Origin of the sequence: Streptomyces sp. NBC_00075, from assembly GCF_045041225.1 — a bacterium.
Classification (GTDB): domain Bacteria; phylum Actinomycetota; class Actinomycetes; order Streptomycetales; family Streptomycetaceae; genus Streptomyces; species Streptomyces adonidis.
In genome coordinates this window covers 2,118,384-2,132,601 of sequence record NZ_CP108243.1, presented here as the reverse complement: position 1 = coordinate 2,132,601, position 14,218 = coordinate 2,118,384, and the positions used below count along the sequence as shown (strand labels likewise).

Genomic DNA, 14,218 nt, shown 5'->3' with positions numbered 1-14,218 from the left:
GCTCGCTGACGAGACGTCTGGCCGGCCGCGCCTACGGGTGCGTGTCCGTGATCGCGATGACCTCGTCGAGGTGGTCCAGGGTGGCCCGCAGGTCGTCGATCCTGGCCTGGATGCGCTCGCGCTCGGCTCGCAGCATGGCTCGTTGCCCGGCGTCGGTGTGCCCGGCGTCCCAGCACGGCAGGAGTTCGGTGATTCTTCGGCTGGTGAGGCCGGCGGCGAACATCTGCTGGAAGAAGCGGACCCGGGGGATGGCGTCCTGCCGGTACAGGCGCTGGCCGGACGGGCTGCGCTCCGCGATGAGCAGCCCCTGCTGCTCGTAGTAGCGCACGGCGCGCACCGAGACGCCGCCACCTCGTGCCACCTCGCCGATGCGGATCAGCCGCTCGGTTGCGGCCACTGTGACAGTCATGGTGATTCCTCTCACCCCCTGGCCCTGACGACCAGCGCTTGCCCCTGACGTCAGCGTCAGGTTTTAGCGTACCGGCCATGGACATCAACAACTCCGTCGCCCTTGTCACCGGAGCCAACCGCGGCCTGGGCCGCGCCTTCGCCCAGCGCCTGCTCGAACGGGGCGCCCGCAAGGTCTACGCGACGGCCCGCCGACCGGAGACCGTGGACCTGCCCGGGGTCGAGGTGCTGCCCCTCGACATCACCGATCCCGCATCCGTGAGGGCCGCCGCCGAGGCCGCCCCGGACGTCTCGCTACTGATCAACAACGCGGGAATCAGTACGGGGACCGACCTGGTGACCGGTTCGCTGGACGCGGTGCGGCACGAGCTGGAGACCAACATGTTCGGCCACCTGGGAATGATCCGGGAGTTCGCGCCGGCGCTCGCCGGGAACGGCGGGGGCGCGATCGTCAACGTCCTCTCCGCCATGTCGTGGTTCGGGGGCAAGGGCGCCAATGCCTACCACCTGACCAAGGCCGCCGCCTGGGCCATGACCAACGGCGTCCGCCTGGAGCTCGCCGAGCAGGGCACGCTCGTCACAGCGGTACACCTCGGCCTGGCCGACACCGACATGGCGGCGGGCTGGCCCGTGGCCAAGATCGCTCCGTCGGACCTGGCCGACGCGGCGCTCGACGGTGTCGAGGCGGGCGCCGCCGAGGTCCTCGCCGACCGGTGGAGCCGGGACGTCAAGTCCCGTCTGCCGCTGACGCCGGAAGAGTTCAACGCCGCGATGGACCGCGCCCTGGCGGCGCTGATGGCGGCCTGAGGGCGTGGTCGAGGTCGAGCACGGCGACGGCGCCTTCGTGGCGGATGCGGCCGTGGAGGAGGCCTGGCTGTTCACCATCGCCCGGCGCAGCGTGGTCGACCAGGGTCTCGGCCACCTGTGCGTCAGACAGTCGTCACTCCGCAGCCGTCACCGCAAAGGCTTCAGACCCGGACACCGTGACAGCGTGTCCGGGTCGATGTGCCCTCAGCAGAGATCGAGGCGGTTGAAGTCGTACGTCGCGTAGTCCGGGACCGTGTGGATCAGGCCGTCCGCAGGGATGTAGACCTGGTACGTGGGCCCCCAGAAGTGGACCTGGGCTCCGCCGGTCTGGTTGTTGCGAACAGCGAGCGCGTTGAAGAAGTTCGAGAGCGACCGCGTCTCGCACCTGAACAGATGGAAGACGCTGTGTGTGCCGTCGCCCTGGCCAACCGACACGCAGGCGATTCCAGCTGCCAAGGAGCACGCCACCAGCGCCGTGTTCCGATCGGCACTCGACACATTCCGCTGTACCCACTCGCCCGAGAACAGTGGGGAGATCCCCGGTGTCCAGGCGGTCGGTCCGGCCGCGACGTTCGGTGCCGCCTGTGCTGGTGCCTGCGTCGCCAGCGGAACAAGGGCCACTGTGGCGATCACCGTCACGACCAGTGCAGCCGCCCGTTTCCTGATGCCTCTCAAGCTCACTTGATCTCCTCCGTAGTCGCAACCGACCTGACCGTTCGCTCAAGGTGTAGCGGCTCAGAGGTTGTTCGCGTTCGGTCCGACGGCCCGAACAAACAACTCCCGAAAATGCAGCGCTGACGAGGCAGCGCCCACGCACTACGCCAAGGCACCGGACGCGGCGGCTGCCGGAGGCGGACTCAACGCCGCCCTTCGCCGGCTGGAACAGGCACGGCCGCCGGCCGCCACTCTCGCCTGAGCAATCCGAACACCCACGAGTCGGATACGTCGCCGTTCACGACGCAGTCCTCCCGCAACGTCCCCTCACGCACGAATCCGATCTTCTCCAGGACCCGGGCGGACGCCATGTTGCGCGTATCGACCTCGGCCTGGACTCGATTCAGGTCGAGTGTGTCGAATGCCCACCGCAGCACGGCGTGCGCGGTCTCCGTGGCGTAGCCGTGTCCCCACATCGCCTCGTCGAGGAGGTAGCCCAACGACGCGCTGCGGTAGTCCGGGTTCCATCCGGTCAGGCCGCACCAGCCGACGAAGGCCCCGTCGGAAGCGCGGTCGATGGCCACCCGGGCCCCGGTGCCCTCGTCCGCCATCTTCCGGCACATGTCGATGAAGCGTTCGGCGCGGGCCGGTTCCTTCCACGGCGGGGAGTCCCAGTAGCGCATCACGTAGGTGCTGCTGTGCAGGGCGAAGAGCGGGTCCGCGTCGGCGTCGGTGAAGGGGCGCAGTCGCAGGCGAGCGGTGTGCAGTACGGGGGTTGCCAAAGTCATGCGCACCATCTTGTGTCCTCATGGGGCAGGCAGACACCGAATATCCATCCGATTCGATTCCGGTCCGATCCGCACGACCAAGGCTCCACCTGTCGAAAGAGGACGGGTGGACTCGGGCCATCTACCGCGCGCTCCACGATGGCCGACCCGCCGGCGAAGTCACCGGAGTTGAGGAAGACTCCGGCCTCGTCCCGGGCGGCCACCGCGACGGCGATCGGGTTCGCCCGTTCGGCGGCCATGCGTTGCGTGCGGGCCAGCGCGCCCGGGGTCTTCTGCGACACCGCCGACAGCTCGGTCCGGTAGCGGTGCACGGTCAGCTCGGGAAACCTCAGGAACCGGGAGAGCCCGGCGCAGCCGTGCTGCCCCGCACAACCAACCGCGTGGACAACTCCGTCCGAGTCCCCTCGGGCCGGTCCCCGGCCATCATCCGCACCAACAACCGCAACGCGGCCCCCGCCATCTCCGACAACGGCTGCCGAACAGTGGTCAGCGCAGGCGACACCCACCGCGACTCCGGCAGGTCGTCGAACCCCACCACACTCACATCCTCCGGCACTCTCAACTTCCGCTCCGCCAACGCCCGGTACACACCGAGCGCCATCTTGTCCGAGCACACGAACACCGCAGTCGGCGGCTCCGGCAGGTCCAGCAGCTCCACCATCCGCCGGTACGCGACCGTCTCGTCGAAGCTGCCGTACCGCACGTACTCGTGCCGGAACCGCACGCCCGCCGCGACGAGCGCCGAGCGATACCCGGCCACCCGCGCACTGCTGCACATCTTGCGCCGGTACCCGGCGATGACCGCGATACGTTCATGGCCCAGGCCCAGCAGATGTTCCGCCGCCGTCACTCCGCCGTGCCAGTTGGCCGCGCCCACCGACACCACCCCCGGTGGCGGTTCCAGCACCGGGTCGATCATCACGAACGGGATGTGGTGCTGGTCGAGCCAGGCGTACTGGGACGGGGTCAGTTCGGCGAGGTTGAACAGGACGCCGGAGGAGCCGCGGGTCGTCAGCTTGTCCAGCCAGCCGCGTTCCGGGCGCCCGCCCCGGGTCCGGGTCAGGCCCGCCGACACGACCACCTCAAGGCCCGCGTCGTGCGCCGCCTCCTCCACACCGTGCAGGACCGCGCCCGACCACGAGTTGTCGAGCGAGTGCACGATCAGGTCGACCAGGCCGGGCGCCTTCGACGCGTCGAAGCGGGGTCTGCGCACATAGCCGAGCCGGTCCAGCGCCTCGGTGACCCGCCGGCGGGTCTCCGGCGCCACGTCCTCCCGGCCGTTCACGACCTTCGAGGCGGTCGGTACGGAGACCCCGGCCTCCCGGGCCACGACCGCCAGCGTGGGCCCGGTCGACGTGGTGCCATCTCCGGTGCGGACCATCTGCAACCGCCTCTCCGACCTGCCCGAGGGCCATCGAAAATTTCGAATAGCGCTGCTCACACGACGGAAACATTGACCGCGTAGCAACCGCTTTCTACATTAAGCCCGCCTCAACGCGGCGTGAAGACACAGGGATTCACCTGATCGTTCCGGACCGAAAATTTCGACATACCGAACACGAAGGACCTGTATGTTGCCGGGCCCCATCCACAACCCCGTGCTCCCCGGATTCCACCCGGACCCCAGCATCCTGAGGGTCGGCGCCGACCACTACCTCGCCACCTCCACCTTCGAATGGTTCCCGGGCGTCTCCGTGCACCACTCGACGGACCTCGTCCACTGGACGCCGGCCGGGCACATCCTGGACCGCGCCGACCTCCTCGACCTGCGCGGAGTCCCCGACTCGGGCGGAGTGTGGGCGCCCTCGCTGTCGTACCACGAGGGACGGTTCTGGATGGTCTACAGCATCGTCCGGACCGTCGGTTCCCCCTACAAGGACGTCGACAACCACCTGGTGACCGCCGAGTCGATCGACGGCCCGTGGTCACAACCGGTGTTCCTGAACTCCTCCGGGTTCGACCCGTCGTTCTTCCACGACGAGGACGGCCGCAGCTGGCTGCTCAACATGCAGTGGGACCCCCGCGAGGGGCACCCGTCGTTCGCCGGAATCCTGCTCCAGGAGTACGACGCCCGGAAGCAGGCCCTGATCGGACTGCCGCGCACGATCCTCACCCACGACGAGCTGATCGAGGGACCCAACGTGTACCGGCGGGACGGCTGGTACTACCTGATGCTCGCCGAGGGCGGCACCGGCTGGAACCACGGCATCCTGATGGCCCGCTCACGCGAACTGGCCGGACCCTACGAACTCGACCCCCAGGGCTCGCTCCTGACGACCCGTGACATCCCCGACTGGCCGCTACAGAAGGCCGGGCACGGGGAGTTGGTGTGCACGGAGGCGGGGGAATGGTACCTCGCCCACCTCGCTTCGCGTCCCGTGGCCACCCCCGACGGACCACGCTGCGTACTCGGCCGGGAGACCTGTCTGCAACGCGTGACCTGGACGGACGACGGCTGGCTGCGACTGGCGGACGGAGGCCGCCGACCGAGCCTGGAGGTGCCCGCACCCAAGGCAGCGGAACCCAGGTCAGGGGAACCTCCAAGCGCCGCTCCGCCCAAGGCCGTTGACCGCGACGACTTCGACGCCCCCACCCTCCCCGCCCACTGGAGCACCCTGCGCGTCCCCGCCACCCCCGACTGGCTCACCCTCACCGAGCGCCCGGGCCATCTCCGGCTGCGCGGCAGACAGAGCCCGCACTCCCGCTACGACCAGAGCCTGGTGGCGCGCCGGCTGACCTCGGTGCGCTGCGAGGTGACGACGGTGGTCGACTTCCGCCCCGCCCACTTCACCCAACTGGCGGGCCTGATCTGCTGGTACGACACCACCCAGCACTACTATCTGCGCCTCACCCACACCGAGGGCAGGGGTCGGGTACTGGGCATCGTCCTCACCGACGACGGGGCGTACGGAGAACTCCCGGACTCCCAACTCGACGTCGACGACTGGCCGTTGGTGCACCTGCGTGCCCGCTTCGACGGTGCCGAACTCCGCTTCTCCGCCTCCCCGGACGGCTTGGACTGGCGGCCGGTCGGGCCCGTCCTCGACGCGTCCAGGCTCTCCGACGACTACGGCCAACGCCTGCGCTTCACCGGTGCGTTCGTCGGCGTCTGCGCCCAGGATCTGGGCGGCACCCGCACCCCGGCGGACTTCGACTGGTTCGACGTACGAGAACTCCCTGTACGAGAACTCGCTGACGTGTGAGAAACCGGTTGCTGAAATTACCCGCTTCGACCGGCTCACCCAGTCTTTTCGAAAGTCGTCGAGACTCTTGACGTCGCCTGTTGACCGGAAGAAGCTCTGCACGACATACGACAACCGGTTGCTGCCCATGCCCGGTACCGAACAACAGACAGCAGGAGGTGGGACGTTCATGCACGCACAGGCCGCCGGTACACCCCCGAGCCGCCGCCGGTTTCTCGCCCTCTCGGCGGCCGGTGGGGCGGCGGTCGGCGCGACGGCGCTGAGCGGCTGCGCCCTGCGGGTGGCCGGCGCGGCCACGGGTGGCGGTGAGTCCATCACCATGATGGTCAAACTCGACGACATCTCCACGGAGTTGATCCAGCAGGCGCAACGCGAGCTGGGCATCGACATCACTGTCGTACAGGACGACATCACCCGGCTGATCGCGATGCTCACCAGCGGCAGGCCGCCGGACCTGGTGCGTGGCGTCGGCGCCCTGGACGCGCCGTTCTACGCGGCCCGGGGCGTCGCCGAGAACCTGGACCCGTACTTCGCCAAGTCCAGTGTCCTGAAGGTCGAGGACCTCGATCCGGCCAACGACCTGTGGCGGTTCGACGGCACCACCCAGGGCAAGGGCCCTCGCTACGGCATGGCGAAGGACTTCTCCCAGGACGCGATGTTCTGGTTCAACACCGCCCAGTTCGACCGGGCGGGCGTGGACTATCCGTCCGAGACCGAGCCGATCACCTACGAGGAGTGGTCGGCGAAGGCCGCCCGTCTGGTCGTACGGAAGAACGGCCAGACCACCGTCTACGGCGGCAGCTACAACGGTGTGAACGTCGTCATCCTGCTGACGAATCTGGTCGCCGCCGCCGGAGGGGAACTGTTCTCCCCGGACTTCACCCGGGTCGACTTCACCACTCCCGAGGCCCGCAGGGCGCTGACCTGGTACGTCGACTACGCCAAGGCCAAGGTCGGGCCGAGCCTCATCCAGCCCAACCCCGACGCCTGGGACGGGCCGACCTATGTCGCGAACCGCATGGCCATGTCGGGCAACGGTTACTGGCTGGGCGGCATGATCAACGCCGAGCCGAAGATCGCCGAGGTGTCCCGGCTCGCGCCCGCCCCCGTGTTCGAGGGTGGTCCCCGGATCAGCTCCTGCCAGGCAGGCACGGGCATGTGGATGCCGAAGAAGGCGCGGAACAAGGACGCCGCCTGGCGGGTCTTCGAGTGGTTCTTCGGCGAGGGGCCGGCCAAGGCCCGCGCGGAGGGCGGCTGGGGGATTCCGACGCTGAAGTCGCTGCGGCCGCTGATGCCGCAGAAGGAGGAGTACCAGAAGCGGGTCTTCCGGGTGCAGGAGGCCGAGTTGAAGCACTTCTCGGTGACCCCCTTCACCCCCTACGCCAAGTGGGACGCGCTCGAAGCCCTGATCAACCAGGTCCTGCCGGCCGCGATGAACGGCCGGATCTCCGTCGACACCCTCGCCGGACGCCTCAACGCGTCGATCAACGAGCAGCTCAAGCGCGGTAAGGAGCAGGTGGGATGACCGTCGGTCAGATACCCGAAGCCGTGCGGCGGCCGCTGCCGTCCACCGCCCGCACCGGTGCCACCCGCTCCGGCGGCCTGCCCCGGACCTCCATGACCGCCCGCAGACACCGGGCGTTCTACATGTTCACCGCACCCTGGATCATCGGCTTGCTGCTGCTGACCGTCGGGCCGATGGCGTACGCGCTGTGGCTGAGCTTCACCACCTTCGACGGGATCTCCCCGAACTGGAGCTTCGTCGGGTTCGCCAACTACCGTGAGCTGCTGTCCGATTCGGTGACCTGGGACGCGCTGAGCCGAACCGGGGTGTTCGCCCTCACCTCCGTACCGCTGTCGATCGTCGCCGGGCTCGCGCTGGCGGTCCTGGTCAACCGCCCTTTGCGGGCAAGGGGGTTGTGGCGCACGCTGCTCTATCTGCCGGCCGTCGTACCGCCGGTGGGCGCGGGCCTCGTCTTCAAGGCGCTGTTCAACCGTGACTCGGGCGCCGCCAACGGTGTCCTCGACATCGTCGGCATCGACGCCGTCGCCTGGCTGGACGATCCGTACGCCCGCTACGTGATCCTGATGGCGGTGCTGTGGGCCGCCGGAAACGTCATGATCATCTCGCTGGCCGGGCTCCAGGACGTACCCCGCGAACTCCACGAGGCGGCCCGGATCGACGGCGCGAGCGCCTGGCGGACCTTCCGCAGCATCACCGTGCCACTGCTCTCGCCGGTGCTGCTGTTCCAGGCGGTGACCGGGATGATCGCCTCGGTCCAGACGATCATGCCGCTGCTGATCGCGGCCAATCCGACTCCCGCCGGAGTCACCGCGATTCCGCAGACCAACTACATGTACATGATGCACGTGTTCGCGGAGTACTTCGCGCTCGGCCGCTACGGCTACGCCTCCGCGCTCCTGTGGGTCCTCTTCGTCCTGATCCTCATCGCGACCGGTCTGATCTTCAAGCTCACCTCCGGTGTGGTGTTCTACAACGTCGATCCGGAGGCGAAGAAGTGACCGCCACCACCACCGCCACCACCGTCACACCGAGGAACGACGGCTCCGCAGCCCGCGTGCGGATACGTACCTCCCGACTCGTCCTCTACACCGTCCTCGTCGTCATCACCGGCCTGATGATCGGCCCCTTCGGCTGGCTGATCATCACCGGGCTGAAGACCACGCCCGAACTCGCCGCGTCCCCCGTGCACTGGCTGCCGGACAGCGTCCAGTGGCACAACTTCGCCGACGCCTTCACCCAGATCGACTTCCTCGGCTACGCCCGCAACTCCCTCATCATCGCCCTGATCTACGCCACCCTCGTCACCCTCAGCTCCGCCTGGGTCGGCTTCGGCTTCGCCCGGCTCGACGCGCCCGGCAAGAAGGTGCTGTTCGGCATCCTGCTCGGCTCGATGATGCTGCCGCAGATGATCACGCTCTTCCCGACCTACCTCATCTTCGCCAAGGTCGGCATGGTCGACACGTACTGGCCGTGGGTGCTGTGGGGACTGTCGGCGGCGCCCTATCTGGTCTTCCTCTTCCGGCAGTTCTTCGCCGGGATGCCCAGGGAGCTGGAGGAGGCCGCGATCATCGACGGCTGCGGCTACGCGACGATCTTCTGGCGGATCTTCCTGCCGCAGTCCCGGCCCGTGCTCGCCGCGAGCTTCGTGATCGCCTTCACCTGGAGCTGGGGCGACTTCATCGCTCCGATGCTGCTGCTGTCCAGCGACCGCACCACGCTCTCCGTCGCGATCATGACGCAGTACGTCACTCCGGGCGGGCTCCCTGTCAACAACCTGCTGGCCGCCGGGTCCGTGATGTACGTCGTGCCGATCCTGCTGATCTTCCTGATCGCCCAGCGCGGCTTCGTCGCCGGGATGTCGACCACCGGCCTCAAGTGACCTTCCCGTCTTCCTCGTTCGCCCCTTGTCTCTTTTCACCCTGCAAGGAGTTCCGGATGAACCCGTTCCTGTCCCGCCGTACCGCTCTCCAGGCGGCCGGTGCCACCGCGCTCGCGGCCGGTCTCACCAACCTGACGGCCACGACGGCCCAGGCGGACGAAGTCGCGGCGGCGCCGACGCTCGTCACCTACCCGCGCCCGTCCGCCATGCCGACCAACACCAGCTTCAAGGTGCGGGTCCGTACCGCCCCCGACGGCGAGTGGCAGACCATCGACATCTGGCGGCCCCAGCTGGGGGAGATCAACCCCACCACCGGGTCGAGCAAGGTCTACAACTCCTCGCTGGCGTACTTCGACTTCCAGGGCTCCGTCGAGATCGAGGTCACCTACCTCAAGGGTGGCACCACCAAGGCCCGGGTGAGACCGGACTCGTACGGCATCACGCCCGAACTCCTCGGCGACACCCTGCGGTTCACGCTCGACCGGCCGCGCAACGTCGTCGTCCAGATCAACGACGACATCTTCGACTGCCTGCACCTGTTCGCCCGCGCGGTCGAGAAGAAGCGCCCCTCGGCGGACGACCCGAACGTCATCTACTACGGCCCCGGCGTCCACACCACGGCCGACGGCACCCTGCTCGTCCCCTCCGGCAAGACCGTCTACCTCGACGGCGGCGCCGTCCTCAAGGCGACCGTGATCTTCCGCGACGTGGAGCACGCCGGGATCGCCGGCCGGGGCGTCCTCGCCGGGACGGCGGGCGGCGGGGCCCTCGTGGAGAACGCGCGGAACATCTCCATCGGCGCCGTCACCGTCCTCAACCCCAACGGTTACGCGGTCCAGTTGGGCGAGGCCACGGGCGTCACGATCAAGGGTCTCGGCTCCTTCAGCTCGAAGGGCTGGGGCGACGGCATCGACGTCTTCTGTAGCAGCAACGTCGTCATCGACGGCGTCTTCATGCGCAACTCCGACGACTGCATCGCCATCTACACCCACCGCTGGGAGTACTACGGCGACACGACGAACATCACCGTCCGCAACTCCACCCTCTGGGCGGATGTCGCCCACCCCGTCAACGTCGGCACGCACGGCAACACCGACAACCCCGAGGTGCTGAAGAACCTCACCTTCAGGAACCTCGACATCCTGGACCACCGCGAGCCCCAGATGGGCTACCAGGGCTGCATCGCGCTCAACGCCGGTGACAGCAACCTGATCAAGAACGTGAAGGTCGACAACGTCCGTGTGGAGGACTTCCGTTGGGGTCAGCTCATCCACATGCGGATCATGTACAACACGAAGTACAACACCTCGGTCGGCCGCGGCATCCAGAACGTCCACGTCAAAGACCTGTCCTACACGGGCAAGCCGCTCGCCACGTGCCTGCTGCTCGGCTATGACGCCAAGCACGCGATCAAGGACGTGACCTTCGAGAACCTCGTCGTCAACGGCCTGGTGATCGCCGACTCGATGAAGAAGCCGACCTGGTACCTCACCACCGACACCATCCCGATGCACACGAACGAGCACGTGACGAACCTCCGCTTCCTCACCACCGCCGAAGCCGAGGCCGAGGCGGCAGCGACGTCATGACGACCTCCCCACTCAGCCGCCGGGGCTTCCTCGGCGGGAGCGGTGCCGCCGCTCTGCTGCTCGCATCGGGCGGGACCGGCCTCGCCGCCGTCCCCGGCCCGGCCTGGGCGGCGGCGCGTCAACGCACCTTCGCCCACCCGGGGTTGCTGCACAGCGCCACCGACCTCACCCGGATGAAGGAAGCGGTCGCCGCAAAGCAATCCCCGGTGTACGAGGGCTACTTGGCGCTCGCCGCCCACGCCCGCTCGAAGTCGACGTACATCGTGCAGAACACCGGCCAGATCACCTCCTGGGGTCGCGGCCCTGCCAACTTCCAGAACCAGGCCGTCGCCGACTCGGCCGCCGCCTACCAGAACGCCCTGATGTGGTGCGTGACCGGCGAGCGCGCGTACGCCGACAAGGCCCGGGGCATCCTCAACGCGTGGTCGGCGTCACTGACCGCCGTCACCGGCGCCGACGGACCGCTCGGCGCGGGCCTCCAGGCCTTCAAGTTCGTCAACGCGGCCGAACTCCTGCGCCACGGCGGCGACTACGACGGCTGGACGGCCGCCGACATCGCCCGCTGCGAGGCGTCGTTCCTCGACGTCTGGTATCCGGCCGTCTCCGGCTACATGCTCTACGCCAACGGCAACTGGGATCTGACGGCCCTTCAAACCGTCCTGGCCATCGGCGTGTTCTGCGAGGAGCCGACCCTCTTCGAGGACGCCCTGCGGTACTTGGCGGCCGGCGCGGGCAACGGCAGCGTCCGCCACCGCATCGTCACCGACGCCGGCCAGGGCCAGGAGAGCGGCCGGGACCAGGGCCACGAACAACTGGCCGTCGGCCTGCACGCCGACGCCGCCCAGGTCGCCTGGAACCAGGGCATCGACCTGTACGGCGACGACGACAACCGTCTCCTCGCCAACGTCGAGTACGCCGCCCGCTACAACCTGGGCAACACCGTCCCCTTCACCCCCGACCTCGACCGCACCGGCAAGTACATCAAGACGACGGTGTCGGACAAGGTCCGCGGCACCCTGCCCCCGATCTACGAGATGGCGTACGCGCACTACGCGGGCGTACGGGGCCTGGACACCCCGTACACGAAGGCCGCCGTCTTCAGGGGGTCGGGCGGCACCCGCCTCATCGAGGGCAGCAACGACGACCTGCCGAGCTGGGGCACCTTCACCTTCGCGGGTACGACGGCCCCGGCGCCGACCGCGCCCACAGCTCCAGCGGGCATCACGACACTCGGCGAGGACGACACAGTCACCGTCTCCTGGCTGCCGTCGGCGTGGGCGACCGGCTACACGGTACGAAGGGCCACCCGCCCGGAGGGCCCGTACGAGACGATCGCCGACGCGGTGACCACCGACACGTACACGGACCGGGACGCCCGTCGCGGCCGGACGTACTACTACACGGTGACCGCCACCAACTCCCTTGGCACGAGCGGTACTTCTGGCTGGGCGTCGGCGAGCGTCGGCCTGCCCGCGCCCTGGTCCGGTCAGGACGTGGGGGAGACGGGCGTCCCCGGCTCGGCGGTCTTCGACGGTGAACGGTTCGTGCTGGAGGCGGGCGGTACGGCGGACACCCACCGCTTGGCCCACGTGCCCCTGCGCGGCGACGGCGCCGTCACAGCACGGATCGTCTGGCCGCTCAGCTCCCAGTACTCCAAGATCGGCGTCACCCTGCGCGCCTCCCTGGACCCCGCCGCCCCGCACGCGTCGATGCTGATCCAGGGCTTGCCGCTGCACACCTGGAGCGGGGTGTGGACCGTACGCCCGGCGTCCGGAGCGCCGATCTCCGCGACCGGCAGCACCCCGGTACCGCCCTCGCAGCAGAAGGCGATCACCACGGCCGCGTCCTTCCCGATCTCCGACCTCGGCACGCTCCCCGAATCGGCGACACCGCTGGAGGCGCCGTACGTCGAAGGCGCCGGCGACGGCTACCGCCTCCGGGCCCCCTACTGGGTGCGGGTCGAGCGCAACGGCCGCCGCTGTACGGGGTCCGTCTCCCCGGACGGCGAGCACTGGACCCAAGTCGGCTCCACCGAGGTCGAGTTGGGGCGCACGGTGTACGCCGGGCTCGCCCTCGCCTCGTGCCTGGGCGTCGACGCGGAGTACGCCGAGACCGGCACCGGCGCCTTCGACAACGTCCAGGTGACCTCGGACTCCGGGTCCGTCTGGTGTGTGCCGCGTCCTCGACGCGCCGCCGGCGATCTGCGGGCGGCCACCGGAGCCGACGCCGTCGAGCTGACGTGGACCGACCCCGATCTGTCGGCGCGGTACACGGTGCTGCGGGGCACGCGTCCGGAGGGCCCGTACGAGAGTGTCGCGACCGGTGTCGGGCCGGTCGGGTTCGGCACCCGGGTGCGGTACGCGGACGCGACGGGGGTGCCCGGACGGACGTACCACTACACCGTCGCCAAGACCAACTCCGGTGGCCGTGGGCCGCGTTCGGCGCCGAGTGGTGCCGTGATGCCGGTGCCGTCCATGCCGGAGGTGCTGTCGGCGGGCACGGCCTTCGCCAACGTCGGCGTCCCTTTCCAGCACCTGATCCGGGCCTCGCACGAGCCCGTACGGTTTGCCGCCGCCGGGCTGCCGAAGGGGCTGCGCCTGGACCGGCGTACGGGTCTCGTCTCCGGAACGCCCGCCGAGAGCGGGGAGTTCGCCGTCACCACGGCCGCGAGCAACGCCTCCGGCACGGCGACGGCGACCCTCACGCTCACCGTCTCCGCGCCGCCGCCCGCCCCCTTGACGTACGGCGACCTCGGCGATGTCGTCCTCGACGAACGGGAGTTGGGGACGTACGGCGTGGTCGCGATCCGTACGCCCGGCTCGACCTCGTACAAGGAGGAGGACGGGAACGGGACCTTCGTCGTACGCGGTGCCGGGACCGACCTGAACGTCAACGGGCAGGGAATGACCGGGCAGTTCGTCCGGCAAGCGGTCACCGGGGACAGTGTCCTCACCGCCCGGCTGGTCTCCCGTACCGGAGCCACGGCCGCCGACCGGGTCGGGCTGCTCATGGCCAAGTCCCTGTCGCCGTTCGACCAGGCGGCCGGGGCGATCGTCACCGGCGGCACCACGGCACAGCTGATGCTCCGGAAGACCGTGGCCGGAGCCTCCGCCTTCACCGGAACCGCCACCCCCGCCCTCCAACTGCCCTGCCTGCTACGGCTGAAGCGCGTCGGGACCGCCTTCTCCGCAGCCTTCTCCACCGATGACGGCGTCAGCTGGACCCCCCTCGCCGAGGGAGAGATCCCCGGCTTCGGCGACGCCGCCTACTACGTGGGCCTGGTGGTCTGCTCCCGCGACCCCCTGGCCCGCTGCACCTCGGTCTTCGACGAGGTGAGCATCAGCCCCACCTGAATCCCCAGAATT

At 69.0% G+C, this 14,218-nt stretch carries 12 protein-coding genes; 8 read left to right on the top strand and 4 right to left on the bottom strand.

Annotation, left to right across the window (positions count from 1 at the left end; all coding sequences use genetic code 11):
- Nucleotides 1-31: 31 nt before the first annotated feature.
- Nucleotides 32-409, bottom strand: a complete 378-nt coding sequence (locus OG787_RS09145; RefSeq protein ID WP_369030525.1) for a MerR family transcriptional regulator — start codon at nt 407-409, stop codon at nt 32-34.
- A gap of 77 nt (nt 410-486) precedes the next feature.
- On the opposite strand from OG787_RS09145, the gene OG787_RS09140 reads away from it, so the two are divergent.
- Nucleotides 487-1,215: an SDR family oxidoreductase gene (locus tag OG787_RS09140; RefSeq protein WP_369030524.1), complete on the top strand. Its 729-nt coding sequence runs from the start codon at nt 487-489 to the stop codon at nt 1,213-1,215.
- Between the two features lie 204 nt (nt 1,216-1,419).
- On the opposite strand, the gene OG787_RS09135 is transcribed toward OG787_RS09140, so the two are convergent.
- Together OG787_RS09135 and OG787_RS09130 are read right to left on the bottom strand one after the other, a co-directional pair.
- Nucleotides 1,420-1,896: a hypothetical protein gene (locus OG787_RS09135; RefSeq protein WP_405534858.1), complete on the bottom strand. Its 477-nt coding sequence runs from the start codon at nt 1,894-1,896 to the stop codon at nt 1,420-1,422.
- 176 nt (nt 1,897-2,072) lie between these two features.
- On the bottom strand, nt 2,073-2,657 hold the full coding sequence (locus tag OG787_RS09130) for a GNAT family N-acetyltransferase (protein WP_405534857.1): 585 nt from the start codon (nt 2,655-2,657) through the stop codon (nt 2,073-2,075).
- A 138-nt stretch (nt 2,658-2,795) separates the two neighbouring features.
- On the opposite strand from OG787_RS09130, the gene OG787_RS09125 reads away from it, so the two are divergent.
- Nucleotides 2,796-2,960 (top strand): hypothetical protein, encoded by a 165-nt coding sequence (locus OG787_RS09125; protein ID WP_405534856.1) that lies wholly within the window; start codon nt 2,796-2,798, stop codon nt 2,958-2,960.
- Between the two features lie 25 nt (nt 2,961-2,985).
- Here the strand turns inward: OG787_RS09125 and OG787_RS09120 are convergent, their stop codons facing one another.
- Entirely contained in the window at nt 2,986-4,038 is a 1,053-nt protein-coding gene (locus OG787_RS09120; RefSeq protein WP_405534855.1) for a LacI family DNA-binding transcriptional regulator, read from the bottom strand.
- Between the two features lie 190 nt (nt 4,039-4,228).
- On the opposite strand from OG787_RS09120, the gene OG787_RS09115 reads away from it, so the two are divergent.
- The 6 genes from OG787_RS09115 to OG787_RS09090 all read left to right on the top strand — a co-directional run bounded on the left by OG787_RS09115 (nt 4,229) and on the right by OG787_RS09090 (nt 14,206).
- Nucleotides 4,229-5,860: a glycoside hydrolase family 43 protein gene (locus OG787_RS09115; RefSeq protein WP_369030518.1), complete on the top strand. Its 1,632-nt coding sequence runs from the start codon at nt 4,229-4,231 to the stop codon at nt 5,858-5,860.
- 169 nt (nt 5,861-6,029) lie between these two features.
- Nucleotides 6,030-7,385 carry an extracellular solute-binding protein gene (locus OG787_RS09110; RefSeq protein WP_405534854.1) on the top strand — a complete coding sequence of 452 codons (1,356 nt, stop codon included), beginning with the start codon at nt 6,030-6,032 and terminating at the stop codon, nt 7,383-7,385.
- Nucleotides 7,382-8,383 (top strand): carbohydrate ABC transporter permease, encoded by a 1,002-nt coding sequence (locus OG787_RS09105; RefSeq protein ID WP_405534853.1) that lies wholly within the window; start codon nt 7,382-7,384, stop codon nt 8,381-8,383. The genes OG787_RS09110 and OG787_RS09105 overlap by 4 nt, the downstream gene beginning before the upstream one ends.
- Nucleotides 8,380-9,264, top strand: coding sequence for a carbohydrate ABC transporter permease (locus tag OG787_RS09100; protein ID WP_405534851.1), 885 nt, complete (start codon nt 8,380-8,382; stop codon nt 9,262-9,264). Before OG787_RS09105 ends, OG787_RS09100 begins: the two co-directional genes overlap by 4 nt.
- Before the next feature lie 56 nt (nt 9,265-9,320).
- Nucleotides 9,321-10,853, top strand: coding sequence for a glycosyl hydrolase family 28 protein (locus OG787_RS09095; RefSeq protein WP_369030514.1), 1,533 nt, complete (start codon nt 9,321-9,323; stop codon nt 10,851-10,853).
- The gene (locus tag OG787_RS09090; RefSeq protein ID WP_405534850.1) at nt 10,850-14,206 is read left to right on the top strand and encodes an alginate lyase family protein; all 3,357 of its coding nucleotides are present in this window, start codon (nt 10,850-10,852) and stop codon (nt 14,204-14,206) included. Before OG787_RS09095 ends, OG787_RS09090 begins: the two co-directional genes overlap by 4 nt.
- Nucleotides 14,207-14,218 lie beyond the last annotated feature (12 nt).